The following is a 26,217-nucleotide window of genomic DNA, read 5'->3' on the forward strand; positions in this document are numbered from 1 at the left end:
CCATGGCCGAGCTGCTGCCCACCTGGCAGGCCGGGGACCTGATCGAACGCCTCGAACGGTACCTGACCACCACATTCGCGCTCTCCGACACCTCCGCCCGGGAATCCGTCCGCACCTTCCTGCGGGACCCGGAAGCGGGCATGTTCAAAGGCCCCTATGTCCGCCTGCGGCTGCCCTTCGACGCCGCCCAGGACGGGTGGGAGGATTCCCTGGACTTCTACGGAGCCGACTTCCCGCCCTACGGCCACCAGGCTCGCGCCTTCCACCGGCTCACCTCCAAGGGGGACGGCACCCGCATGTTCCGTCGCCCGGAGCCCACCCTGGTCACCACCGGCACCGGCTCCGGCAAGACCGAGTCCTTCCTCTACCCGATCCTGGACCACGTGCTGCGCGCCCAGCAGGCCGGCATCACCGGGGTCAAAGCACTCATCCTCTACCCGATGAACGCCCTGGCCAATGACCAGGCCGGCCGCCTGGCCGACCTCATCATGCAGCACCCGGAGCTCAAGGGAGTCCGCGCCGCCCTCTACACCGGCCAGGCCACCAGCACCCGCAGCAGGGTCACCGCGGACGGCCTCATCAACGACCGCCACGAAATCCGGAAGAACCCGCCGGACATCCTGCTCACCAACTACAAGATGCTGGACATGCTGCTGCTCCGGCACGAGGACTCCGCCCTCTGGCGGGACTCGGCCACCAGCCTCCAGTACCTGGTGCTGGACGAGTTCCACACCTATGACGGCGCCCAGGGCACCGACGTCGCCATGCTGCTGCGGCGCCTCGGCCACACTATGAAGTCCCACTGGCCTCAGCGCCTGGAGACCCTCACCCACGGCCCCACGGAGGAGGACCGGGCCCGGCCCCTGGGGCACCTCACCCCGGTCGCCACCTCGGCGACCCTCGGCGGCGCCGGGGGAGCAGACACCATGCTCGAGTTCGCCGAGACGATCTTCGGCGAACCCCTCACTCCGGACGCCCTCATCACCGAGACCCGGATGAGCCTCGAGACCTGGAGCGGCCGCAGCCCCGTCCCGCCGGTGGAGCCCCGCGCCGTCGAGGAGCTGCCCCATGTCATCGCCGCCACCACCCAGGCCGTGCGGCAGAACCCCTCCCACCAAGGCGTGCTCGATGCCGCCCTGGACGCGCTGTTCCACCAGCACCCCGGCACCGAGCCGCAGGAGCTGCTCGCCGCGCTCCGCCACCATCCCCTCACCGGGGCCCTCGTCGCGCACACGCGGCAGGCGTCGTCGCTGCGGGGCCTCGCCGCCGAGCTCTTCCCGCGCCTGCCCGGCACCGTCACCTCAGAGGACGTCGCGGAGTTCCTCAGCCACCTCATCGCCCTGTACTCCCATGGGCGTGCTGTCTGCGGCCGCGAGGCGCTCACCGTGGAGACCCACCTGTGGGTGCGCGAACTGAGCCGCATCGACGCCGCCGTCGACGTCACCTACTCCTTCCGCTGGAGCGACGACGGCACCACCGATGCCGAAGCCGCCACCGCGGACGAGGAGGACCCCCAGAAGCTGCACCTACCCGCCATCTTCTGCCGCCACTGCGGCAAGAGCGGCTGGGGCGCCAAGGCCGCCCCTGAGGACGGGCACCTCATCACCACCAGCGATGAGATCCGCCAGGCCTCACTGCACCGGGACTCCAGCTTCCGGGCCCTGATGAACGCCGTCCGGGAGGCCGATGACGCCGAACGGCAGGGCCTCACCGCCGCGGAGACCCGCCCCACCGGGCTGCGGTACCTCCACACCGTCCACCACACGCTGCAGTCCGAGCCCCCGGATGTCGACGATGAGGACTTCCAGCGCGGCTACATCATCCCGGTCAAGCTCCACGTCTCCCACGAGGCCGGCGACCTCTCCCGAGACGACACCTGCCCGGTCTGCCTCACCCCGGGCGCCATCCGCTTCGTCGGCAGCGCGATCGCCACCCTGACCTCCGTGGCCGTCACCAACCTGTTCGGCGCCCCGGACCTGGACACCCGGGAGAAGAAGGCCCTCATCTTCACCGACTCCGTGCAGGACGCCGCCCACCGGGCCGGCTTCATCCAGGCCCGAGCCCACACGTTCACCCTCCGCTCCGCCCTGCGGAACGCGTTCGGCGAAGCCCGCGGACAGGTCATGACGCTCAGCCAGCTGGTGGACCGGACCATGATGATCCCACCCGGACCGGAGGAGACCGCACGGCGCTACCGGCTGTTGCCCCCAGACCTGGCCGACCGCGCAGGCTTCCGTGAGTTCTGGGAGCCTCGGGCCACACCCCGGCAGCGCCAGCAGGCCGAGACCCGCGTGAAACGGCGCCTGCTGTTCGACGCCTCCCTGGAGCTCGGACTCCAGGCGCGTCTCGGCCGGACCCTCGAGCTCACCGGCACCGTCGTCGCCGAGGTGGACGCCGGCACCCGGGCCTCGCTGCTCACCGCCGCCCAGCGCGCCTGGGACGCCAAGCTGCACGTGCTGCCGGACATCGGACTGCCCACCGAGCAGCGTTACCTGAACTGGGTGCGCGGGGTGCTGGTTCGCATGAGGCTCCAGGGCGGCATCGACCACCCCTGGCTGGAGCCCTACATCCGGCACGACGGCGCCCGGTACCACGTGTGGGGAGGTCGGCGTCGGCATGAAGGCATGCCCGCCTTCCCCGACACCCGCCCCGCGCCGGCCTTCCCGGTGATCGGCCCCAGCAACTCAGAGCGCGGTCTGGACGCGGTGACCGCCCCCTCCAGCTGGTACACCACCTGGACCCACCGGACCCTCGGTGTCAGCAGGGAGGACGCCGGCCGACTCGTCCGCGAACTGTTCGAGGAGCTGGCCCGCACCGGGGTCCTGCAGATCCACACCACCGAACCCGGGGCGCGGGCCTACTCGCTGCACCCGGACCGGATCCTGCTGGCCACCCCCACAGACGAGGATCTGACCGCCGGACGGCTCAACCTGCGCTGCGAGGTCTGCGAATCCCAGAGCTTCGGCACCGCCGACGTCGTCGACCAGCTCACCGGCGCACCCTGCCTGCAGAGCACCTGCACCGGCACCATCCACCCCTCACCCAGCCCCGGAGACGACTTCTACCGGAGCATGTATGAGAACCCCTCCTCCCGGCGGATCGTCGCCCGGGAGCACACCTCCCTGCTCGACGACGAGACGCGCGTGGAGTACGAGGACGCCTTCCGCAGCTCGGAGGAGCACCCGGATGCCCCCAACGTGCTCGTGGCGACCCCCACCCTGGAGATGGGCATCGACATCGGGGACCTCTCCTGCGTGGTGCTGGCCTCCATGCCCCGGTCCGTGGCCAGCTACGTGCAGCGTGTGGGCCGGGCCGGACGCCTCACCGGCAACTCGCTGATCCTCGCCTTCGCCCGCGGCCGGGGGGAGCACCTGCCCAAGCTCTACGACCCGCTCTCGGTGATCAACGGCGAGGTCCGGGCGCCGTCCACCTACCTGCAGGCCGACGAGATCCTCACCCGCCAGTACGTCGCCTTCCTCTCGGACCACCTGGCCCGGGACCCGCAGGCCGCCCACCCCGGGTCGGTGAAACAGGCCCTGGCCTCCACCGCGCCGGACTCCTACCTGGGGCAGATCCTGACACTGAATGAGGAACGCGGTGCGGAGCTGATCGAGGAGTTCATCACCCAGTTCGGCGGGCACCTTGACGAGTCCACCCGGGAGAGGCTGCGCCGCTGGGCCGCCGAGGAGCTGCCGAGCGTGCTGCACGCCGCCCACCAGCGGTGGACCCAGGACCAGGAGGACCTCCAGCGTCGCATCGCGGACGTCGAGCGTGCCGTCACCGAGCTGGACGCCGAGCACGATCGCCGGTCCAAGGACTACCCGGACCAGGACCACCCCAAGGTCCAGGAGGCCCTGCGGAACCTCAAATCGGCCCGCTCCCAGCTGAAGCGTCTCTACAGCCAGGCCCGGGAGGAGCGCAGCGAATACTGGCTCTCCGCCCTCGAGCACTACGGAGTGTTCCCCAACTACACGCTCATCGGCGACGCTGTCACCCTGGAGGTCGGCATCTCCTGGCGGGACGAGGAGACCCAGCAGTTCGTCGCCGCCAGCGAATCCTTCAGCCGAGCCGCCGGGGTGGCGCTGCAGGAGCTGGCGCCGGGGACCAGCTTCTACGCGCAGGGCATGGAGATCTCGATCGACGCCGTCGAGCTGGGCCCCGACGCCCGCGAGATCCAGGACTGGCAGATCTGCCCCTCCTGCGGCTGGCACAAGGCCGTGGAACGCATCTCCGAGAACCCGGTGAAGCACCAGGGTGCCGTGGCCTCCTGCCCGCGCTGCCGCGACGCCGGCATCGCCGACATCGGACAGATCCACTCCGTGGTGAAGCTCAGCAAGGTCAGCGCGGAGATCCGCCGGGACGAGGCGATGATCTCCGACAGCCGCGATGAGCGGCAGCGCACCACCTTCAGCGTCATCGCCGCCGCGGACATCGACCCTGCCGGTTCCCAGTCCTGGTATGTGAAGAACACCGGGCTGGGCGTGCGACACCTCCGTTCGGTGGACCTGACCTGGTACAACCTCGGGAAACAGGGCAGGGGCGGCACCCAGCTGCGCATCGCCGGTCATGAGGTCGCCGCCCCGCAGTTCCCGCTGTGCACCTACTGCGGCCAGCAGGACCGCCACGCCCGGGAGAATCACGCTCAGGACCACCGGTTCTGGTGCCGCCACCGCACCAGCCAGCAGGAGCACACCCGCCAGGTGATCCTCGCCCGGACGCTCACCACCCAAGGGGTCTGCCTGACCCTGCCGCTCGAGGCCACGGCTGCCGACGAGTTCGCCGTCCCCACGCTGAAGGCCGCCCTGCTCATGGGGCTCCAGCAGCACCTGGGAGGCACCCCGGGCTCCCTCGGGGTGCTCAGCGTGCCCGACCCCACCGCGGGAGAGGGACGCGAAGCCCTGCTGCTGCATGACACAGTCCCCGGAGGAACCGGGTACCTGTCCGTCTTCCTGGACCCGGAGAAGGTCCACGGCGCGCTCACCGCGGCCTGGCAGACCGTGCGCGGCTGCCCCTGCCGGGACGAGCAGCGTCGGGCCTGCCACCAGTGCCTGCTGCCCTTCGCCGACTACGGCCAGGAGGACCGCGTCTCCACCGTCACCGCCGAACGGCTGCTCGCCGGCATGCTCGGCCTGACAGACGGCCCTGCTGACGATGGCCAGGGCCCGGCGGAGCCCTCCGTGGACACCTGGGAGATCCAGGAGGAGATCGAAGCCGACAGTGCAGGTGAGTCGCACCTGGAGGTCGCCTTCCGCACCGCGCTCAAAGCACGCCTGAAGGCGATCAACGCCCGAGTAGAGCCCCGGCCCGGTCCCACCGGTGAGGTGTTGGACATCGTGATGCCGGACCACCGGCGTCGCTGGAAGCTCGAACCGCAGGTCGACGTCGCCGGCAGCCGGCCGGACTTCCTGCTCTCCGCCGACGACCCGAACCTGCCCACGCTCGCGGTGTTCACCGACGGGCGGGCCTACCATGCGGACCCGGCCCACAACCGGGTCGGAGACGACGCGACCAAACGCCACCGCATCCGCGACGTCGGCACCCGCCGCCATATCCCCTGGGCCGTGACGGCCGAGGACGTGGAACGGTTCCACCGGGGAGCTGACAGCACCCCCGACGACGCCGGCGCCGGGGACTGGATCAGCGACCGAGCCCTGGGCATGTTCATGCAGCACCACAGTCTGGACGCCACCATCACCAAGGCGCTCGCCGCAGGGTCCATGGAGCTGCTGTGGACCTGGATGCTGCACCCGGACCTGGACGCCTGGGAGAAGGCCGCAGACATCGCCCCGGCGCTGGCCATGACCACGCTGCACCGTGACGGCCACCCCGGAATCAGCCTGCGAGCAGGCCTGCCGGCCGCAGTCACCGACACCCTCGCCGAGCATCTCCGCAGCGCGGGGACGGCAGGCCAGGGCCCGGCCTGGTGGGACCGTCAGGACGACCATCTGCAGATGATCACCGCCGGCGACCCCACCAGCAGGACGCCCGGGGCCCTCCGCACCGTGCTGCTCCTGCAGGACGACGCCGATGCCCTGCACAGCCCCAGCTACGCGCAGTCCTGGCGGCGCTGGCTGTTCTGGAGCAACCTCACCGCCTTCCGGGAGAGCACCGACCAGGTCATCACGGCCACCACGTCCAGCGTCGCCGAGATCCTCGGGGAACGCCTGGACGTGCCGGTCAGTGCCCAGCCCGCGGATGAGCCTGAGCCGGTCCGTGCTGAGGAGCCGGTGCTGCCCTCGGCGTGGGCCGCCATCCTCACCGAGGCCTACGCCGACGAGCGGAGCTATCTGACCGAGCTCGCGCAGGTCGACGGCCTCTCCGCCCCGGACTTCGGCCTGGAGATCGACGGCGTACCGACCCAGCTCGTCTGGAGTCGGGAGCGCGTTGTCGTCACCTATGAGGTGGATGAGGCCCACGCGCTGCAGAAGTCCGGGTGGACCGCCCTGCCCACAGACGACGTCCCCGGCGTCCTGAAGGCGCTGAGCATCAGCCGCGGAAGAGAGGACTGACCCGTGCCCTTCGTCTCCATGGCCTCCACCAAGAACAAGGTGGACGGCTCCATCAAGAAACGGATCTACGACTTCCTGCAGAAGCTCCAGGTGGACGACACCGCACCGGGGCTGCACATCGAGCCGATGAAGGAGCCGCAGGACCGCCGCGTCCGCACCGGACGGGTCACCCAGGAATGGCGCGCTGTGCTGTACAAGATGGAGGTGCCCGGCGAGGACGCCCACTACGTCTACTACGGCACCTGGCACCACGACGAGGCCATCAGGATCGCCCGCTCCACCGTGCTGCGGCTCAACCCCGCCCTCGGGACGCCGGAGTTCGAGGACCGAGGCGCCCCGCAGACGCCCCAGGAGGACGTGGCGCCTCAGCAGACCGATCTCCCGTCCGGCCCGGAGGCTCCACCGGAGACCCCGCCGGAGGAACCGACGTCAGGGGAGTCCGCGTCGATGGAGCCCGCGTTGGAGGGGGCCGCGGCCGCCGGGGCCACCACCGCGACGGTGCCGTGGACCAACGCGCTGAGCACCGGGTGGACGGCAGACGCGCTGCACGAGCAGGGCGGCATCAACCCGGACCTGGCCGCCCGCGCCCTGGCCGCCACCAGCCAGGCCGAGCTGAGCGCGGTCATCGACGACGCCCCGGAGAGCCAGGGCCTGGTGCTCCTCGGCCTGGCCAACGGCGAGACTCTGGACCACGTCCGGGAGGACCTGCACCTCAGCCCGGTGGAGGAGGGCGCCGAATTCAGCACCGACCAGCAGGTCGTCGACGCGATCCGCCGCGGCAGCGCCGGCTTCGCCTACGTCGGGGATTCCGACGAGGAGCTGCGCACCGCCCTGGAGTCCATGGACATCGACCGGTGGCGGGTCTTCCTGCACCCCGAGCAGCGCGTCTACGCCGAGAAGTCGACCAACGGGGCCTACCGCCTCTCCGGAGGGGCGGGCACCGGCAAGACCGTTGTCCTGCTGCACCGGGCTCGGCACCTGCACCGGAAGAACCCGCAGGCCCGCATCCTGCTGACCACCTTCACCAAGACGCTGACCGCCTCACTCGCGGAGAACCTGCGGCGGCTGGATCCGGAGATCTCCCTGGTCGGACTGGGGGAGCCCGGCGTCGCGACCCTGGGCATGGACCAAGTCTCGGCACAGATCGTCCGCCACGCCTCCCCGGAGGAGGTCGACGCCGCCGTCGAGCGGGTGCTGGGGGCGGGTAGGAACCGGCTCAGCCGCCGCGTCGGCAAGACCGCCGAACTCTTCGACGCTGCCGTCGAGCGGGTCCGGCCGGACCTGCCCGAGGAGCTGACTGCCCCGGCCTTCCTGGACCAGGAGTACACCACGGTGGTCCTGGCCCACCGCATCACCAGCGAACGCGACTATGTGCGCGTCTCCCGAGCCGGACGCGGCACAGCCCTGAACCGAGCCGCCCGCCAGCAGGTCTGGAAGGTCTTTGCCCAGTTCCGGCAGACCAATCAGCTCGACGATGCGGCCACCTTCCCGGAGCTGGCCGTCATCGCCGCGCAGATCCTCCGTGACCGAGCGGAGCGTGGCGAGCCCCTGCCGGTGGACCACGTGCTCGTGGACGAAGGCCAGGACTTCCACCCCGGCCACTGGATGCTGTTCCGGGCTCTGGCGGCCGAAGGACCGGACGACCTGTTCATCGCCGAAGACTCCCACCAGCGCATCTACGGGCAGAAGATCACCCTCTCCCGCTATGGGATCCACGTGCGCGGCCGTTCCCGCAGGCTGCGGCTGAACTACCGCACCACCGCGGAGAACCTCGCCTATGCCGTCTCCCTGCTCTCCGGGGACACCTACGTGGACATGGAGGAGGAGATGGAGCGCTCGGACGACTACCGCTCCGTCCGGTCTGGTCCGGCGCCGGTGACCATCGCAGCCGCCGACGTCGGCGAGGAGGTCGCCGCCGTCGCGGCACGGATCCGCGGATGGCTGGAGGCCGGGCACCGTTCCTCCGGCATCGGGATCCTGGTCCGCAGCGAGAAGGCGCTCACCGATGTCATCGAACGGTTCAGCGCCATGGAGCTCTCAGACCGCCAGGGGCCGGTGCGGCTGGTCGACGCCCGCCGGGCCGCCCAGCTGCGCCCCGAGGAGATCCCGGCGATGACCATGCACGGCGCCAAGGGCATGGAGTTCGAATGCGTGGCCGTCATGGGGGTGGGGGAGCAGGACATGCCCGCCCGCTGGACGCTGAACCGGATGCCCGAGGCCGAGCATCAGGACGTGCTCATGAGGGAACGCTCTGTGCTCTACGTGGCGGCCTCCCGCGCCCGGGACGAGCTGCTGGTCACCTGGTCCGGTCAGCCGAGCTCCCTGCTGCCGGAGATGTGAGCCGGACCGAGGCTTGCCGGAGGCAACGCCTAGATGTTGCGGGGCTTGACGTTGTTTACAGCACCGACGGGATGAGCGAAGAAGAGGAGCAGGCCCTCTCCGCGGCATGATGGGTAATCGCGAAAGAACCGTCATCAGCGGAAGCGAGCCTGCTCCTCGATGTCCCACGATAACGCGCCACTGACCCCGGAAGGACGACTCCGCCTCATCGGCCGGATCCAGAACGGACGACCGCTGTCCCACGTCGCTGCTGAAGCCGGAGTCTCGAGAGCCTGTCTGTCGAAATGGCACAAGCGCTACCAGCACCACGGCGAGGACGGCCTCCACGATCGCTCGTCGCGGCCGCAGGCATCGCCGGATACCACCCCGGACTGGGTGGTGGAGCTGATCGAGACCTGGCGCCGGGAGCATAAGTGGGCGGCCTCCCGCATCGCCGTCGAGCTTGAGAGAGAGCACGGTTTCGGCATCCACCCACGCACCGTGGGCCGCTGGTTCAAGCACCTGGGGATCAACAGGCGTCGCCACCTGAATCCGGGCGGCGAGTCCAATCGGCAGCCCGGCACGATCACCGCGACCGCCCCTGGGGCGATGGTGCACCTGGATGTGAAGAAGGCCGGCCGGATCCCCGAGGGCGGCGGCTGGTTCGCCCACGGCCGAGACTCCGACGCCGCTCGCGCCGCCAGCCGGTCGAAGAGCGCTGCGAAGAGTCAGGGACAGAAGATCGGCGGCTACACGTACCTGTACTCGGCACTGGATGGATACACCCGCCTCGCCTACACCGAGGTGATGCCGGAGGAGAAGGCCGCCACCGCGGTGGAGTTCTTGAACAAGGCCAGAGCGTTCTTCGCCGCCGAAGGCATCACTCGGCTGGGCCGGGTGGTCACCGATAACGGGGTGAACTTCGCCGCCGGTGACTTCACGCAGGCGGTGAACAACCTCGGTGGGATCCATCAGCGGATCAGGCCCTACACCCCGCGGCATCACGGCAAGGTCGAGCGATATCAGCGGATTCTGGCCGAGGAATGCCTCTAGGGGAGGACCTACGACTCCGAGTCGGCCCGAGGAGAAGCGATGAAGGTCTGGGTTCAGCACTACAATCATCACTGCCCCCCACTGAGCTGCAGACGGTCAAGCTCCTGCCAGCCTCGTCCCGGGGCGCGTCACCAACGTCATGCCCTCCTACATCTAGGAACTATCCGACGTGGAAGTCCTTCTCTTTCGCCTCGTCGTCTTCGACCCAACGGATGCGAAGGATGTCCTCGCCGCTGCCGCCCAGTGAGTAATCTGTGGGAACTCGTCGGGTTTGTCCTGCATGGATCGTAGTGGGAGATTCGCCAGTCATGACGTGCATACGTGGCTGGTCACCAACTGACTCGAAGGTCACCTGCTCGGCGTCGAGATCTCCGATATTCGTGACATCGATCCAACGACGCGTCTTATAACGGGGTTTGCCCTTCTTGTCGTAGTCCCGCAGCTCACGCTCCTGCTGAGGCTGAGCGCGGAAGCGGACCCCGTTCGGCGATGACTCGATAACTGGAACAGCGAGTGAGAGCTGCTGAATGTCGTACTCGATGGCCCGCCAGACTTCATGCGTGATCTGGCTGGGATTGTTGAACTCCCCAAAGATGCCCAACTGGCTGATCTCTTCTTTGAACTCTCGGAGGCCGGCGAGCTGTTCGGGGTCGACATCGTTGGGGTGCGGTGCAGCGGAGAAGTAGATATGGACTGGCTTGTTCTGACCTCTGGATCGCTGGATTTCCTCTACTGTCCCGGAGATAGCTTCAGGGGTAGGTGATCCCAGCCGACTGCCGAAGAGGGCGAACACAATGTCTGACCGGTCTACGCCTTGAGAATTGATCAGCGCCTGGGGGTGGTCACCCAGCGTTGGGACAGAGGAGGTTTCGTAGCGCCACGGTTGGAGGATCGTTTTCTTCCCTTCGGCGTTGGCGTCGTTCCAGCCGTGGATGGCTGCTTCGACGGCGTCTCTGGCCTCTGTGATGTCAGAGGGTGAAGCGATCATTACCCGTAGAACATTCGCTGTGTATGCCATATCGGCATCCTATGCGGCGCCACTGACACGGTCTGGTGGCTTCATGCTCGGGACTGCTGAACGGATAGGAGAGATCTGAGCATGGCGTGCCAAGTGGGTGCGCTTGGAAGGATGACCCTATGGCCTCTCCCTATCCGAAGGAGTTCCGCGACGACGCCGTGCGCGTCGCGGAGAACCGTGAACCCGGCGTGACGATCGAGCAGATCGCCAAGGACTTCGGCGTGCACCCCATGACGCTCCAGAAGTGGCTTCAACGCGCCCGCATGGAACGCGACGAGAACGCCACATCCACCGCGGTGCTCTCATCGGCCCAGGCCGATCAGCTGGGTGAAGCGAACCGACGGATCCGTCTGCTCGAACAGGAGAACGAAGTCCTACGCCGCGCGGCGGCGTATCTCTCTCAGGCGCACCTGCCGTCAAAAGGCTCTACCCGCTCGTAAGAGAGCTCGCCGATGACGGGGTCCCCGTGACGGTGACGTGCCGGGTACTGAAGCTCTCCCGAGCTCCGAATTACCGCTGGCTGGCCAGCCCTGTCACCACCGCGGAACTGGCCCAGGCGTATCGCGCGAACGCGCTGTTCGACGCTCACCGTGACGATTCCAAGTTCGGATACCGGTTCCCTCTCGACGAGGCCCGTGATGCAGGGACGGACATGTCTGAACGCACGGCCTGGAAGATCGCTTCCGAAAACGGCTGGTGGTCGTCGTTCGGAAAGAAGACGCGTAGAAAGGGCAAGAAGGTCGGCCCGCCGGTGCACGATGATCTTGTCCAGCGTGAGTTCGCCGCAGATGCTCCGAACCGGCTCTGGCGGACCGATATCACCGAGCACACCACTGGTGAGGGCAAGCTCTTCCTCTGCGCGATCAAGGACGCTTTCTCGGGCCGGATCGTCGGGTACTCGATAGACGCTCGGATGAAGTCGCGTCTGGTCGTGAGTGCGATCGACAACGCCGCGGTATTGCGTGGCGATGTCGCTGGCTGCGTGGTCCACAGTGACCGAGGCAGCCGATTCCGTTCCCGGAAAGCAGCGCGAGCCCTGGCCTGTCTTAGCATGGTCGGCTCGATGGGTAGAGTTGGCGCTGCCGGGGACAACGTTGCGATGGAGTCGTTCTTCTCGCTTCTCCAGAAGAACGTTCTCGATCGCCGTTCCTGGGCGACGCGGGAGGAGCTGCGCATCGCGATCCTCACCTGGATCGAGCGCACATATCACCGGCGTCGGCGGCAGGCACGGCTGGGTAAGTTGACCCCGGTCGAGTTCGAAGCCACGATGAGACCGTCCATGGCCCTCCTGGCCTGACTAACCGCTATCCCCTACCCCTTCAGCAGACCCACCTTTAACCGAATCAGCGTGACTTGCCGTCTTAGTCCTTCTGCCGGCCTTGTGTCAGTCGAATACGATCACTGCCTCTCCCACACCCCGCATCCAGAGGTCTCGAACGCTACGTCGGTCTCGGCGATCGTGACCAGGGCCTGACCGTCGTCGACGAAGCCGTTGGTGATGATGTCCTGGAACTCGCCGCTGGTTCCGCTGAGGCGAGCCCAGTAGCAGCCCCAGGATCCCGGCTGTGTCGTGTAGGTCCCGGGCTCGACGTCACTTCCGACCATGTAGACGCCGTCCCCAGGGATCGTCGGCCCGGAGGCCTCTGATTCATCCGGCTCCTCCGACTCCGGCTCGGAGTCGTCGTCCTCCTCCTGGGTTGACTCGATGTCTGCCTCACGGGCCGCGAGGGCCTCTTCCAGCTCCTCCAGATCGTCGGCCCACTCCTCGAGTTCCGCTTCGCGGGTGTCGAGTTCCTCATCCCGCTCGTCCGCAGCCTCGCGCTGCTCCTCCAGGTCCTCCGGCTCCACCTCGACCTCGACTTCGACCTCCTCGGTGACGGTCTCGGTCACCGTCTCAGTGACGACCTCCGGCTCCATCTCGGTGCAGGCGGTCAGGGCGAAGGACGCCGCCAGCAGAGGGATCGAGCCAACGGCAAGGCGGCGGGGCGCCGTCGTCATGGACTGCGCAGGGGTGCTGAACGGGGTGCTGATGGCGGTGAACATGGTCTTCTCCTCACAGAACGGTGCGGTGCATCATGCGCGAAGACCCGTTGCCGTCGATGGGGAAGCGGGTGATGGAAACACGCTCGAGAGCCCGGGTTCATCGCGTGAGTACAACCTACGAGAGCCCTCTGACATATCGGAATAGCGAGTTGATTCAGAATGAGAATTACACGCGTGTAGCGTTGAGGGTGAGTCTCTGTCACCTGGGAATCGAAGGAGAGACATGCCTGAGGCGTTGAGCGTCCTGGACGAACGGATCCGCGAGCTCACCTCTGCCCAGCCCTTCGCGGTCCACTGGCAGATCCGCGACCTGACCTCCGAGGAACCCACCACCATCGGCGACGGCGCCCACACCCAGGTGCCCTCCTTCAGTACCCGTAAGGTCAGCGTCCTGCTGGCCTGCCTCGCCCTGGTCCGCCAGAGCCGGCTGAGCCTGGAGACGCGGCTGCCCATCACCGAGGAGCTCACAGACGGCGTTCAGGCCGGCACCATGAAGGACCTCGCCGCCGGAGTCGAGCTCACCCTAGAAGACCACCTGCGGCAGATGATGATCACCTCGGACAACATCTGCACCCAGCTGGTCTTCGACGCCATCGGCGGGGCAACACAGGCCGGCCCCGCCCGGCCTGCCGGCCTCCACCAGGACGACCGCGCCGCCGCCGCACTGCAGCAGGTCAACGACTACTGCGCCTGGGTGGGTCTGCGGAACACCCTGCACCGGGAGATCTTCCCTCGCAGCGGCGAGCTGACCTGGCACCACAGCATCGAGCAGATGACCGTCACCACCGCCGCCGACCAAGCCCACCTGCTCGCCGAGCTCGGCCGCGGCACCCAGAACGCCGAGGCCGCCGAGGCTCTGCACCTGACCCCGCAGCTGTGCCGCTTCGCCGTCGAACTCATGTACGGGCTCTACACCCCGCTGCTCGGTGCGCAGACCACCCGCGTGCGCTTCGCCGAGAAGAACGGGCGCGGCCTGCGCAGCCTGTCCCAGATCGGGCTCGCCACCGCCGACGACGGCGCCCCGGTCGCCGCCGTGGCCGTCTTCGCCGAGACCATCCCCACCCAGCTTCCCGACGGCCCACCCGGCCGAATCGCCGCCTACGAGCTCTTCGGGCGGATCGGGCGGGCGATCGAAGACTGGCATGACGGACTCGGCCGCGGGGAGGGGAAGCGCGCCCCGTCGGACGCGCGGGGCACGCACCCCGCCCGCGTCCCCATCCTGCTTCGCGTCCCAGAGGACGTTCCGGGAACCGACGCACAGTTGGAGGCCGCCGCGGCCCACCCCGGAGTCCTGGCCGCCATCGGTGGCGTCACGGGAGGCGGGCATGACGGCGGCACCGTAGGCCGTGACGTCCTCGGTCACCGCGAATTCCACCCTCTGGCTGGGGTGGGGAAGCTGCTGGCCGCCGTCACCCTCGCTGAGATGGAGGCCGCCGACCCCGGCCTGCTGGAGATGCCGGTGAGGATCACCGCCGCGCACCGGCGCGCCGCCGTCGTCGGGCCCCTGCGGCTGCCGCCAGGCTCGAGGGGACACGCAGGCGAGGGTGCCGCCGACCTGACGCTGGGTCTGCATGACGCTCTCGGACTCATCATCGGCACGTCCGACGCGGCCACGTCCTTGGCCGTCCGGGACGCCCTGGAGACCAGGGGAGTGGACCTCGCGGCGGAGACCCGGGCATTCTTCGACAGGTTCAGGCTCCGTGACGAACCCTCGTTCCATACCCAGATCACCGGGCTCGAGGGCCCGGAGACCGCCCGCGGCGACCTGCTGACCGGGGAGACCTCAGCCCACGAGCTACGCCAGCTGCTGATGATGCTGGTCGCCTACGGCGGACTCCTGGAAGTCGAGGTACCGGACCGAGGAAAGCTCGGACTGAACCCAGCAGCCGCACGTCGCGTCCTGGGCTGGATGTCCCAGGTGTTCGAACCCTCCGGACTCGCTTGGGCCCTTCCCGGCTACGGCCCGAAGAAGGTGCCGCAGTGGACGGTCTCCGGACTGGAGTCCCGGGATGCTGACCACGGAGGCGACGGCAGTGAAGGCTGGACCTCGGTGCTCATCACTCGCCGACCCGGCGTCGCGCCGAGCGACGGGGGAGTCCTCTGGATGGCCGCCCACGTGCCGGCTCGCACGGGCAGGGACGCCTCCCGGATCCTCGGCGAACTCGGGCTGACCCTCCACCGGCGCGGACTCAGTCGGCCCACGCTTCGAGGGAACGTGGCGCCGATGTCCATCAGCGACAGCTGATCGTCACCAGCTGAGCAGCTCCTCGGTCTCGGTCCCGGGCACGGCCACCGAGACCTGGGTGCCCCACGGGTCCTCGGTGACCACCCGGTGCCCCTCATCGGCGAAGCTGATCCCCTGCGCGCGATACCGGGACACCAGGGCATGCAGGTCCTCGCGGCCCGGCACGGTGATCGCCAGATCACCCAACCCTAGGCGGGAGGACCGGGGTCCGGCCCCACGGCTGTTCCAGGTGTTCATCGCCACGTGGTGGTGATACCCGCCGGCCGAGGCGAACAGGGCGCTGTTCCAGCTGGCGGTCGGATCGAAGCCCACCGCGCCCACATAGAACTCACGCGCCCGGGCGACGTCGCCCACCTGCAGGTGCACATGCCCCACCCTGCCGGCGCGGGCGGCGCCGGCGTCGAGCACCTCCTGATCCAGGTGGCGCCGCAGGTACGCGGCAGGATCCAGGGGGAGGTTGTCCATGCGGACCTGCGTCCCGGTGATCTCCCAGGTCTCCCGGGGCCTGTCCCGGTAGAGCTCGATGCCGTTGCCCTCCGGGTCGGTGAAGTAGAACGCCTCGCTGACCAGGTGATCGGCCGAGCCGACATACCGGGACTGCGGGTGCTGTGCGGCCCGATGGACGGTCGCCGCCAGGGAGGCCTCGTCCTCGAACAGGAACGCCGTGTGGAACAGACCCGCCTCCTGCGGATCCACCCCGGGCAGATCCGGAGTGTGGATCAGCCGCACCATCGGCGTGGCACCGCGGCCCAGCACCCGGTGGACCTCCCGGCCCCGAGTGCGCTCCTTCAGCGGCTCCATCACCAGGGCAGTCTCGTAGTAGGCAGACATCGCCTCCAGGTCACCCACGCGCAGGGTGACCGCATCCATGGCGGTGGCGGGGTTCAGGGTGCGGCCATCGGCGGTCGGGATGGAGTCGGGGGAGAGGTTCGGCATGAGAGCTCATCCTTGCGGCGTCGGCGGTGCCCACAGTCCGGCCACCGGGTAGTTGTTGCTACAAGTATGAACACGGGGAGGCGGCAGTTTCTTCCGCCGGTGCCGAGGCGCGTCAGGGGAGTGCCGGAGTGCGCATCACCCCAGTCCGCCGGAGGACATCGCCACCAGTGCCTGCACGCAGTCCTCTTCGGACCACTCCTGGTGGGTGGTGTGCTGTTCGATGCTCAACGTCACCGCCGCCGAGAGCAGGGAGGTCGCCATGATCTCCAGCCGGGCCGACGACGACGGCGCCTCCGCGAACTCTTCGGCCACCTTCGCCGCGTCGAGGCGGGCCAGCCGGTCGGTCAGCAGACCCACGATGGCCTCCTTCTCGGCGCGCAGCTGCTGGGACTCGTCATCGCGGCGTCGGGCCAACGCATAGGCCACCAGTCCGGTGAAGGACGGGTACTCGCGGAGGAACGCGAAGGCCGCACGGATCTGCGCGGTGAGGCTGGCCCGGACGGCAACCAACCCCTCGCCGTCGTCGAGCTCATCCATGATGCGTTGCAGCTCTTCGGCCCCGTGCACCAGCATCTGGCGCACTAGGTTCTCCTTGGAGCCGAACTGGTAGTACACCGAGCCCTTGGCCACACCGGCGATCGCGGCCAACTCGTCCACCGAATGCTCCTGCACGCTGCGGTGATCGTCCAGGGACATCAGCGCCTGCAACAGACGCACCCGGGCCGAACCGCGGCGCACCCTCCCGGTGGGGTGCTCCATCGTGTTCGCGCTCATGCCGCCTCCTCAATGGCCGGCTGGAGCCGCTTCAGGCTCCACATCTTCTTCTTCCGGATCGCCAGCACCAGCAGCGTCAGCCCCACCCCGGTGGTGGCCAGCAGCGCAGCCAGCGAGGTGGACAGCGTGGCCAGGTCGGCACCGTAGATCACATGCCGCAGCCCGTCGACCACGTAGCTCATCGGCAGCACCGGGTGCAGCGCCTGCAGCGGCTCCGGCAGAGTCTGCGGCGGGAACGTGCCCCCGGAGGCCACCAGCTGCAGCACCAGCAGCAGGATCATCAGCATCTTGCCCGGATTCCCCAGCAGCGCCACCACGCCCTGGACCAGGGCGGAGAACGCCATGGAGGCGGCGAACAGCAGCGCCAGGGCCAGCCACGGATGCGCGGGGGTCAGGCCCAGCCCCAGCACCACCGCGGTGTAGAGCAGCAGGCTCTGCGTCAGCGAGAGCAGCAGGAATGGAATCCAGGACCCCAGGGCGATCGAGGCCGAGGGCGCATTGGAGGCCAGCACCCGCGGCGAGGTGGGCCGCAGCACCTGCAGCATCACCAGCGCACCGATCCACAGCGAGAGCGCCAGGAAGAACGGCGCCATCCCGGCCCCGTAGTTGCCGGCCTCCGCCTGCGCGGTCTGGTTGACCTTCAACGGATTGCCGATCACCTCGCTGATCTCCTGGCGCTCGTCCTCGTCCGGGTTCGGCACCTCGTCGGCCCCGTCGTCGAGCCCCTCGGCCAGCTCCTGGGCGCCGTCGGTCAGCTCCACGGAGCCGTCGGAGGCCTCCGCGAGGCCGTCCCGCAGGGCGATCGCGCCGTCGGAGAGCGCCGTGGCGCCTTCATTGAGCTCACCGGTGCCGGTGATCAGCTGGCCCACACCCTGGTGAGCCTCATCAGCGCCGTCGGAGAGGTCCGAGGCCCCGGAGCTCAGCTGCAGGGCACCATCCCGGGCGGTCCCGACGCCGGCAGAGAGGTCCGGGGTGGAGGCCGACAGCTCGGCGGCGCCGTCAGCCAGCGCCGAGCTGCCGGTCAGCAGCTCCGAGGCCCCGTCGGCGACCTCCCGGGAGCCGGTGGCCAGGGCGTCGATATTCTCCTGCGCCTCACCCAGCTCGCTGCGGGCCTCCTGGGCTCGGGTCAGCAGCTCCGAATCCTCGGCCACTGAGCCCAGCGCCTCGTGCGCCTCCTCCACCTGCTCCTGTTCGATCACGCCTGCGTCCAGCAGATCCTGGACCGCCTGATCCACCCGCCCCTCGGCCGAGGCCTCGAACTCGGAGATGATGTCACTGGCCTCGTGGGAGGCCGCGGACAGCGCCTCGTTGCCGTCGGCCACCTGTTCGGCGCCGTCGTGGAGCGTGCTGATCCCGGTGTTCAGTTCGGAGGCGCCGTCGGAGAGCTGCCCGGCGGCAGTGTCCACCGCGTCCGCGCCCTCCTGCAACTCGGACATGCCGGAATACAGCTCCGAGGCGCCCGTGGACAGCTGCCCGGCGCCGTCGGAGAGCTGCTCGGTGCCCTCGGAGAGCTCGCCCAGGCCCAGGGCGAGTTCGTCCACGCCGTCGTCCAGGTCCCCGGCGCCGTCAGCCAGATCCACCGAGCCGTCATGCAGCTCGCTGATGCCGTCGCGCAGCTCCCCGGCGCCGTCGTGGAGCTGGGTGGCGCCGTCGGCGGCGTCCACCAGCTGGCGGTGGATCTGCCCGAAGCCGGTCAGCATCGCATCAGCGGTCTCCTGTCCGACCTCGCTGGAGACCGACTCATGGATCTCCGAGGCCAGCACCGAGACGATGTTGCTCAGCAGATAGTTGTTCGCCTCATTGGTCGTGATGTCCAGGATCGCCTGATCCGCAGATTCGAAGCTCGACGGCGAGGCCAGCGCCTCCGAGAAGTCCTCCGGAATGATCAGCGCGAACTGGTGCTTCCCCGAGGCGACGCCGGCCTCCGCGGCCTCCCGCGAGTCGACCTCCTCCCAGCCGAAGGAGGCGTCGTCGATCAGCTCCTCGGCGACGTCGTCACCGACCGTGCGATGCTCGCCGTCGAAGTCCGCACCCTCGTCCAGATTCACCAGGGCCGCATCCACGCCTTCGAGGTTGTCGTAGGGGTCCCAGTTGGCGTAGAGGTAGATGCCCGCATAGAGCACCGGCACCAGGGCCAGCCCGAAGATGGTGATCAGCGGGGTGAAGCTGCTGGTCATCCGGGCGAACTCGGAGCGCACCAGGCGCAGGAACGTCATCGCTTGTCCTCCAGCAGGTCGTCCAGGTCGGTGTCGTCGGGTTCTGTGTCGTCGGGTTCTGTGTCGTCGGGTTCTGTGTCGTCGGGTGATGTCTCGTCCGGGGCTGTGTCGTCCAGGGCGATCTCCTCCGCAGCAGTCGCCTCGACGTCATCGTCGGTCGTCTGGGCTGCGGCTGCAGTCTCACCTGCAGCATCTGTGACGCCCGCAGCTTCTGCCTCGGGGTCCTCGGAGTGTTCCGCGCTGAGCATGAACGGCCCCTCGTGGTGCCCGGCGAACCCGCAGGGAATGTCCTCCCGGGCCGGCGCTTCCTCGAGCACCGCCAGCACGGCACGCTCGTGCTCCACGCTGCACCGGTCCTCCAGGAAGTCCAGCAGCTGGTCGCGGTCCACCTCGTGACGGTCGGGGGAGTCCACGACGGCGAAGCGCACCTGCGGGTCGGAGAACGCCAGTTCCAGCAGCAGCCCGACGCGCTCCAGGGGCTCCAGCGTGTCGATCCGAGCCCCGGCGAGATCATCGGCGTCGTGCTCGGCCAGCCAGGCGCGGACCCCGATGCGGCGGGCCTGCTTGCCCACGCGGCTGCGCAGCGGGCGCAGTGCGAGGAACTCGGAGACCACGTTCTTCACCGTCATGTGGTGCTCGGGGGCCGTGATGGTGGGCGCGTCCACCAGGGCCGTGCGCAGCCGCAGCGGACGCAGCTCGGCGACCCCGTCGATGCGGACCTCGCCCGCATCCGGCGCCATGCGGCCCGAGGCGATCAGTGCCAGGGCGGTGCGCATCATGGCGGTGGGCGCCTGCAGGACGGCGAGCCCGCCGTCGGGAACGGAGAAGGAGGTCGGCTCGACCAGGCGGCCATGATGACCGTCGAAGGCGACGTCGTGGAGTTCCAGCATGTACCCCAGCATACTCTTAAACTGACTGGTCAGTATAAAAATGTGAGGAACGGGTCATCGCCCCAGGGCCCGCGGAGAGGGCGGCCCCGGTCCACGGCAGCGTGGCCGCCGGGCGAACGTCAGACGCCCGCCCCTCGCGTGACGGCGTTCATAGCCATCAGCGGTGCACAGTCCTAGACTCGGCCCGAGGCGGCCCCCGCCGAGGATCCGGCGAGCCGAGGCCGCGATCCGTCACGGAAAGGGGAACTTCCCATGCCGACAGCCGCACGCCACATCGTCGACACTCTGCACGCCAGCGGGGTCCAGAGGGTCTACGGGATCCCGGGAGACTCGCTCAACGGCTTCACCGACGCGCTGCGCGCCTCTGGAACCATCGACTGGGTCCAGGTCCGGCATGAGGAGGCCGCCGCCTTCGCAGCCAGCGCGGAGTCGCAGCTCACGGGGGAGCTGGCGGTGTGCGCCGGCAGCTGCGGCCCGGGCAACCTGCACCTGATCAACGGGCTCTACGACGCCCAGCGCTCGCGCACCCCGGTGCTGGCCATCGCCGCCCACATCCCCAGCGAGGAGATCGGCTCCGGCTACTTCCAGGAGACCCACCCGCAGGAGCTGTTCCGGGAGTGCAGCGTCTACGTCGAACACGTCACCCACGCCGAGCAGATGCCGCGGCTGCTGCGCATCGCCATGCGTGAGGCCCTGGAGAAGCGCGGCGTGGCCGTGCTGGTGATCCCTGGCGACGTCGCCCTGCAGGACATCAAAGCCGAACCCCAGGCCATCCGCGCCGCCAGCTCCCGGACCATCCCCGCCGAGGGCGACCTCGCCGCCGCGGCCGAGGCGCTCAACGGCTGCGAGCGGGTCACCATCCTCGCTGGCGCGGGCACCTCCGGCGCCCACGAGGAGCTGCTGCAGATCGCCGAGCGGCTGCAGGCCCCCATCGTCCACGCGCTGCGCGGCAAGGAGCACGTGGAGTATGACAACCCCTACGACGTCGGCATGACCGGCCTGCTCGGCTTCTCCTCCGGATATCACGCCATGGAGGCCGCCGAGACCCTGCTGGTGCTCGGCTCGGACCTGCCGTATCAGCAGTTCTACCCGCAGGACGCCACCGTGGTGCAGGTGGACGTGCGCGGCGAGCAGATCGGCCGACGCACCCCGGTCGACGTCGGCCTGGTCGGCGGGGTCAAGGAGACCGTGCAGGCGCTGCTGCCCCGCCTGGACACCCACCGGGGTTCCAAGCATCTGGACTCCGCCACCAAGCACTACCGGCGCACCCGCAAGGATCTGGACTCGCTGGCCACGCCGTCCAAACGGACCATCCATCCCCAGTACCTGGCTCGGCTGGTGGACCAGGCCGCCGCGGACGATGCCGTGTTCCTGCCTGATGTCGGCTCCCCGGTGGTGTGGGCCTCCCGCTACCTGACCATGAACGGACGACGCCGGCTGATCGGCTCGTTCAGCCACGGCTCCATGGCCAACGCGCTGAGCCAGGGCATCGGGGCCTCTGCGGTCGACCCGGACCGTCAGGTGGTGGCGCTGGCCGGCGACGGTGGGCTCACCATGCTGATGGGGGAGCTGCTCACATTGACCCAGGCTCAGCTGCCGGTGAAGACCGTGGTGTTCAACAACTCCTCCCTGAACTTCGTGGAGGTGGAGATGAAGGCCGCCGGTTTCGTGAACTACGGCACCGGGCTGACCAACCCGAACTTCGCCGACGTCGCCGAGGCCATGGGCATCCGCGGCATCCGGGTGGAGTCCTCGGAGCAGCTGCCCGCCGCGGTGGAGGAGTTCTTCGCCCACGACGGCCCCGCCCTGCTGGACGTGGTCACCGAGCGGCAGGAGCTGTCCATGCCCCCGGCGATCACCGCGGAGCAGGCCAAGGGTTTCACGCTCTACGCCATCCGCACGGTGCTCTCCGGGCGCGGGGACGAGCTGGTGGACCTCGGCCGGGCCAACTGGAGGCAGCTGTTCTGACTCTGACGGCAGGCAGGCGGCGGACAGGCGGCGGGCGACGGTCCTTCGGGCGGGTCCGGCCTCTTCGGTAGTGTCGTGACATGGGACAACTGCTCGATGACCTCGCCGCCGCCCGGGCCGCCTGGACCGGCCCGCAGCTCACAGACTGGTACGCCGAGGAGGTGCTGATCGACCAGCTGCGCACCGCCTTGGAGCCCGATGCCGAGCGTCTGGAGAACTCTGAGTTCGGCGCGGAGGTCCGCGACCTCGTGCAGGCAGACGAGTCCGCCTCCGCCGAGGACGTCCACGTCGACGTCGAGGATCCGCTGCTCTGGGCGGATCGGCGGATCACCCACGACGACGGCGGCTGGTCCGTGATCGGCATCAGGTTCCGTGGCCGAGACCTCACCTGCCCGTTCGTGGATGTGATCGCCTCCACTCTGAGCCCCACCCCGCAGAACGTCCTGACCATCGCCGCCGACGCGGTGGAGGATCTGGCCGCCTTCCGCCCGCTGACGGCACGGGTGACGGTGGGGGAGCTCGAATGGCTGCGCACCGGGATCGACGAGCTGCCGGATTCGGGTCCGGTCTCAGTGGACCACCATGTGGTGGCCGGGCTCGTCCGGGACATCAACCACCGCACCCGGGTAGCCTCGCACCGGCGCATCTCTTTGGAGCAGATGGACGTGACCTTGGCAGCGGCCAGGGTCGAGGAGATCTACGCGGCCCATCCCGACAGCGGCCGGTGGGCCACCGCGGCCAGCGCAGAGGAACTGGCCGAGGCGGCCGAAGACGGCGCCCTGTTCGAGATCTTCGCCAACAGCGAGCCCGCCGGAGTCGTCTCCGCGCCCCGCGACGATGACTTCGGACTCACCGGGCACATGGTCCAAGAGATCTGCCTGGACGAGCAGCACCGTGGCCGCGGCTACGGCCCGGCGGTGCTGCAACGCCTCTGTGAGGTCCTTCCGACGCCAGGTCCGGGCACGGTGCTGTGGGGCACGATCCACCCGGAGAACCAGCCCTCCCTGCGCAACGCCTACGCGGTCGGCCGGGTCACGGTGGGTGGGCAGCTGTGGGTCGCGCCCAAGGGTCACCCGGGAATGCCAGCGCCGCTGACCCGGCCATGGTAGGCATGTGCCCGTGAGTCGCGCCCCCGGAGAGCCAGATCCCTGCCTGCCTGGAGCCGCCCCGATGGCGGTTGACATACCGACGACATCCTTCCGATCGACAGGAGCCCTGCATGCCCCGAACCTCCACTGCCGCGGCCGAACGTCAGGCCCTGGTCCGCGCCCTGCGGGAGAAGGGGCCGACCGCCGACACCCTCTGCGAGGGCTGGACCACCCACGACCTCGCCGTGCATGTGGCGGCCCGTGACGCGCGGCCCCACCTGGTGTTCGGCCAGGAGCTGCCGGTGGTCGGGGCCAAAGCCCTGGAGCAGTACCACCAGTTCGAGCAGATGAGCTTCGAGCAGCTGCTGGACCGCATCGCGGACGGCGTGCCCTCCTGGCATCCGGCACGGACGCGGGCGGTGGACGACGCGGTCAACACGGTGGAGTTCTTCGTCCACACCGAGGACGTGCTGCGCGCCGACGTCCGGGTGGCCTCCGAGATCACGCCGGGTGAGACCGGGGACGGCGGCACCGCTGACGTCGAACCTGGTGAGAGCGACGCCGCCTCCGACGACGCCGGTTCAGCCGGTGCGGGCACCGCGCTGCAGCCACGCCGTCGCCGGGTCCCTGAGGAGGTCCAGCGGCGCCTGTGGCGGCAGGCCTCCCGGACCCTGTTCCTGGCCGCCGCGCGGAAGCACCGACGGCGGATCACATTCATCAGCCCCGGTCACGGATCGGTCACCCACGGTTCCTCCAAAGACCCGATGATCTCCTTGGAAGGCGCCCCGGGCGAGCTGATCCTCTGGGCCTTCGGCCGGGAGGATGCCGCTGACGTCGCGCTGCGTCGGCACTGAAACCCGGCGCGAGAGCTGACCCCCGGCGTTGCCCCGGCGACCCCGTCAGCCGCGCATGCCCAGGGCGAAGGGGAGGACCAGCTCGGCCCCGGCTCCGCGCAGCTCCCGGGCCGCCACGGTGAGCGTCCACCGGGAGACCACCTCATCGTCCACCAGGAGCACCGCGGAGCCCTGCACCTGAGAAGACATCTCTTCCGGCACCCGGAACCGGCCCAGCAGTCCTGAGAGCCGGAACGCACTGTTGGCCTCCGGGGAGCTGGACGGGCCGCCGTCGACCGGTTCCAAGGACCCCGCGTAGGGGAGCCGTCCCACCTGGGCCACGCCCCGGGCCAGCGAGTCCACCAGACGCGGATGCCGCCGGGACGGCACGGACACCACCACGTCTGGCCGGCGCGCCCAGTCCCATTCGGAGAGCACCCTCACCACCGCACCGGCCAGCCGGTCCGGGACCTCGGCGTCCTCGCCCTGGACGGCCTCCCGGACCGCCGGGCCCCAGCCCAGATCGGACAGCCGGGCCAGCGCCCGGCCCTCCTCGGCCACCTCGCCGGGGCCTAGCCTCCCCTTCAGCGAAATGCCCAGCGCCGCCAGTCCGGTGGGCCACTGCTTCCGCGGAGCGATCTGAACTCCCACCCGGTCCATCGAGGCCCGCGCCTCGGAGACGGTGCGCTGGTCCAGGGCGGTCGGATACCAGGGGCCCGCGCACGTGTCGCAGCGCCCGCACGGCACGGCCGCGGCGTCGTCGAGCGCGGCGGCCAGGAACACCATCCGGCACTGCCCGGCCGGCAGCCGCTCATAGTCCAGCATCGCCTGCTGCTCGGACCGGCGCAGCCGCAGTATCGTGTCATAACGCTCGGCGTCGTACCGCCACCCCGCACCGGTGGTCACCCAGCCGCCGCGCACCCGGTGCACCGCGCCGTCGACCTCCAACACCTTCAGCAGCAGCTCCAGCGGGGAGCGGCGGATCTCCACCATCGCCTCCAACCGACCTACGGAGAGCGGCTCGTCCGGGTGCTCGGCCAGAGCGGCCAGCACCGCATCCGCCCGCTCCTGCGTCGGCATGGAGGCCTGCGCGAAATGCTCCCAGATCCGCACATCCTCCCGGCCGGGCAGCAGCAGCACATCCGCGTTGTCCACGGCACGGCCCGCACGGCCGATCTGCTGGTAGTAGGACACCGGCGACGACGGCGCCCCCAGGTGCACCACGAAGCCCAGGTCCGGCTTGTCGAAGCCCATCCCCAGCGCCGAGGTGGCGATCAGCGCCTTCACCTGGTTCTCCTTCAGCGCGGCCTCCAGCTGCTGGCGCTCGTCCGGATCCGTCTGCCCCGTGTAGGCGGCCACCTCATGGCCGTGCTCCCGCAGGTGCCGCGTGAGGTCCTGGGCCTGGGAGACGGTGAGCGCATAGACGATCCCGCTGCCGGTCAGCGAGCCCAGGTGCTGGGTCAGCCAGGCGATCCGCTGCTCCGAGTCCTGCAGCATCAGCACCCCCAGCCGCAACGAATCCCGGCTCAGGCCCCCGCGCAGCACCATGACCTCCTTGCCGCTGGCGTCCCCGGCCGGGCTGAGCTGGGCAGCGACGTCGTCCACCACCCGGGAGTTCGCCGTCGCCGTGGTGGCCAGCACCGGCACCGCCGCCGGCAGATTGCGCACGATCTCCCCGATCCGCCGATAGTCCGGACGGAAGTCATGCCCCCAGTCGGAGATGCAGTGCGCCTCATCGATCACCAGCATCCCCAGCCGCTCCAGCAGCCCTGGCAGCACCTCATCCCGGAACCGCGGATTCGCCAGCCGCTCCGGGGAGATCAGCAGCACGTCCAACGCATCGCCGGCCAGGGCCTCCAGCACCGAGTCCCACTCGTGGGCGTTGGCGGAGTTCACCGCCTGGGCCCGCACTCCGGCCCGCGTCGCCGCGGCGATCTGATCCCGCATCAGGGCGATCAGCGGGGAGACGATCAGGCTCACCCCGCGGCCCCGGCGGCGCAGCAGATGGGCGGCCAGGAAGTACACCGCGGACTTGCCCCAGCCGGTCTTCTGCACCACCAGCACCCGACGCCGCTGCTCCACCAGGGCGGCGATGGCCTCCAGCTGGCCGGCGCGGAAATCCGAATCCCGGCCCGTCAGGGCAACCAGGCGCTCGCGGGCCTCGGCGTGGAAGGCCGGGTCCACTGAGACGCCGGACGGGGCCGGACCGACGCCGTCGTCGGAGTGGACAGGGGACATGGCGGGGTTTGTGCTCTGCGTGTTGCTCACGCCGTTCACTCTGCCACAGGGGCCTGACACGCTCCCGGAGGGCCGAAACCCCGGCAA

At 69.3% G+C, this 26,217-nt stretch carries 14 protein-coding genes and 1 pseudogene; 8 read left to right on the plus strand and 7 right to left on the minus strand.

Annotated features, from left to right (window positions below):
* The first annotated feature begins 2 nt into the window (after positions 1 to 2).
* The 3 genes and pseudogenes from ABD658_RS00465 to ABD658_RS00475 all read left to right on the plus strand — a co-directional run bounded on the left by ABD658_RS00465 (position 3) and on the right by ABD658_RS00475 (position 10,038).
* A complete protein-coding gene (locus ABD658_RS00465) occupies positions 3 to 6,509 on the plus strand; it encodes a DEAD/DEAH box helicase (protein ID WP_344683635.1) in 6,507 nt (2,168 codons plus the stop codon).
* 3 nt (positions 6,510 to 6,512) lie between these two features.
* Complete coding sequence (locus tag ABD658_RS00470; protein WP_344683633.1) at positions 6,513 to 8,849, plus strand: 3'-5' exonuclease; 2,337 nt, start codon at positions 6,513 to 6,515, stop codon at positions 8,847 to 8,849.
* A gap of 159 nt (positions 8,850 to 9,008) precedes the next feature.
* A pseudogene (locus tag ABD658_RS00475) lies at positions 9,009 to 10,038 on the plus strand (IS481 family transposase).
* Between the two features lie 3 nt (positions 10,039 to 10,041).
* Here ABD658_RS00475 and ABD658_RS00480 read toward each other — a convergent pair.
* Positions 10,042 to 10,899, minus strand: a complete 858-nt coding sequence (locus ABD658_RS00480; RefSeq protein WP_344683631.1) for a DUF4062 domain-containing protein — start codon at positions 10,897 to 10,899, stop codon at positions 10,042 to 10,044.
* A gap of 119 nt (positions 10,900 to 11,018) precedes the next feature.
* On the opposite strand from ABD658_RS00480, the gene ABD658_RS00485 reads away from it, so the two are divergent.
* Positions 11,019 to 12,196 (plus strand): IS3 family transposase gene (locus ABD658_RS00485; protein ID WP_344683629.1). Its coding sequence is split into 2 segments (ribosomal slippage): positions 11,019 to 11,315 and positions 11,318 to 12,196, totalling 1,176 coding nucleotides; the frame shifts between segments, so codons are not numbered across the junction.
* Between the two features lie 101 nt (positions 12,197 to 12,297).
* On the opposite strand, the gene ABD658_RS00490 is transcribed toward ABD658_RS00485, so the two are convergent.
* Entirely contained in the window at positions 12,298 to 12,942 is a 645-nt protein-coding gene (locus ABD658_RS00490; protein WP_344683627.1) for an Rv1352/Rv1906c domain-containing protein, read from the minus strand.
* Positions 12,943 to 13,165: 223 nt separating this feature from the next.
* Here ABD658_RS00490 and ABD658_RS00495 point away from each other — a divergent pair, with 223 nt between their 5' ends.
* A complete protein-coding gene (locus ABD658_RS00495) occupies positions 13,166 to 15,187 on the plus strand; it encodes a serine hydrolase (RefSeq protein WP_344683625.1) in 2,022 nt (673 codons plus the stop codon).
* A gap of 3 nt (positions 15,188 to 15,190) precedes the next feature.
* Here the strand turns inward: ABD658_RS00495 and ABD658_RS00500 are convergent, their stop codons facing one another.
* The 4 genes from ABD658_RS00500 to ABD658_RS00515 all read right to left on the minus strand — a co-directional run bounded on the left by ABD658_RS00500 (position 15,191) and on the right by ABD658_RS00515 (position 20,003).
* A complete protein-coding gene (locus ABD658_RS00500) occupies positions 15,191 to 16,123 on the minus strand; it encodes a VOC family protein (RefSeq protein WP_344683623.1) in 933 nt (310 codons plus the stop codon).
* Positions 16,124 to 16,258: 135 nt separating this feature from the next.
* The gene (locus tag ABD658_RS00505; protein WP_344683621.1) at positions 16,259 to 16,897 is read right to left on the minus strand and encodes a TetR/AcrR family transcriptional regulator; all 639 of its coding nucleotides are present in this window, start codon (positions 16,895 to 16,897) and stop codon (positions 16,259 to 16,261) included.
* Positions 16,894 to 19,113 carry a YhgE/Pip family protein gene (locus tag ABD658_RS00510; protein ID WP_344683618.1) on the minus strand — a complete coding sequence of 740 codons (2,220 nt, stop codon included), beginning with the start codon at positions 19,111 to 19,113 and terminating at the stop codon, positions 16,894 to 16,896. The genes ABD658_RS00505 and ABD658_RS00510 overlap by 4 nt, the downstream gene beginning before the upstream one ends.
* Positions 19,110 to 20,003 (minus strand): P-loop NTPase family protein, encoded by an 894-nt coding sequence (locus ABD658_RS00515; protein ID WP_344683616.1) that lies wholly within the window; start codon positions 20,001 to 20,003, stop codon positions 19,110 to 19,112. The genes ABD658_RS00510 and ABD658_RS00515 overlap by 4 nt, the downstream gene beginning before the upstream one ends.
* 252 nt (positions 20,004 to 20,255) lie before the next feature.
* Between ABD658_RS00515 and poxB the strand changes: the two genes are divergently transcribed.
* From poxB to ABD658_RS00530, 3 genes are all read left to right on the plus strand, one after another.
* A complete protein-coding gene (gene poxB / locus ABD658_RS00520) occupies positions 20,256 to 21,971 on the plus strand; it encodes a ubiquinone-dependent pyruvate dehydrogenase (protein ID WP_344683615.1) in 1,716 nt (571 codons plus the stop codon).
* Between the two features lie 80 nt (positions 21,972 to 22,051).
* A complete protein-coding gene (locus ABD658_RS00525; protein ID WP_344683614.1) occupies positions 22,052 to 23,080 on the plus strand; it encodes a GNAT family N-acetyltransferase in 1,029 nt (342 codons plus the stop codon).
* 110 nt (positions 23,081 to 23,190) lie between these two features.
* Complete coding sequence (locus ABD658_RS00530) at positions 23,191 to 23,913, plus strand: TIGR03085 family metal-binding protein (protein WP_344683613.1); 723 nt, start codon at positions 23,191 to 23,193, stop codon at positions 23,911 to 23,913.
* 45 nt (positions 23,914 to 23,958) lie between these two features.
* On the opposite strand, the gene ABD658_RS00535 is transcribed toward ABD658_RS00530, so the two are convergent.
* The gene (locus tag ABD658_RS00535) at positions 23,959 to 26,130 is read right to left on the minus strand and encodes a RecQ family ATP-dependent DNA helicase (RefSeq protein ID WP_344743648.1); all 2,172 of its coding nucleotides are present in this window, start codon (positions 26,128 to 26,130) and stop codon (positions 23,959 to 23,961) included.
* Between the last annotated feature and the right edge of the window lie 87 nt (positions 26,131 to 26,217).

Source organism: Nesterenkonia aethiopica (genome assembly GCF_039534665.1).
GTDB lineage: Bacteria > Actinomycetota > Actinomycetes > Actinomycetales > Micrococcaceae > Nesterenkonia > Nesterenkonia aethiopica.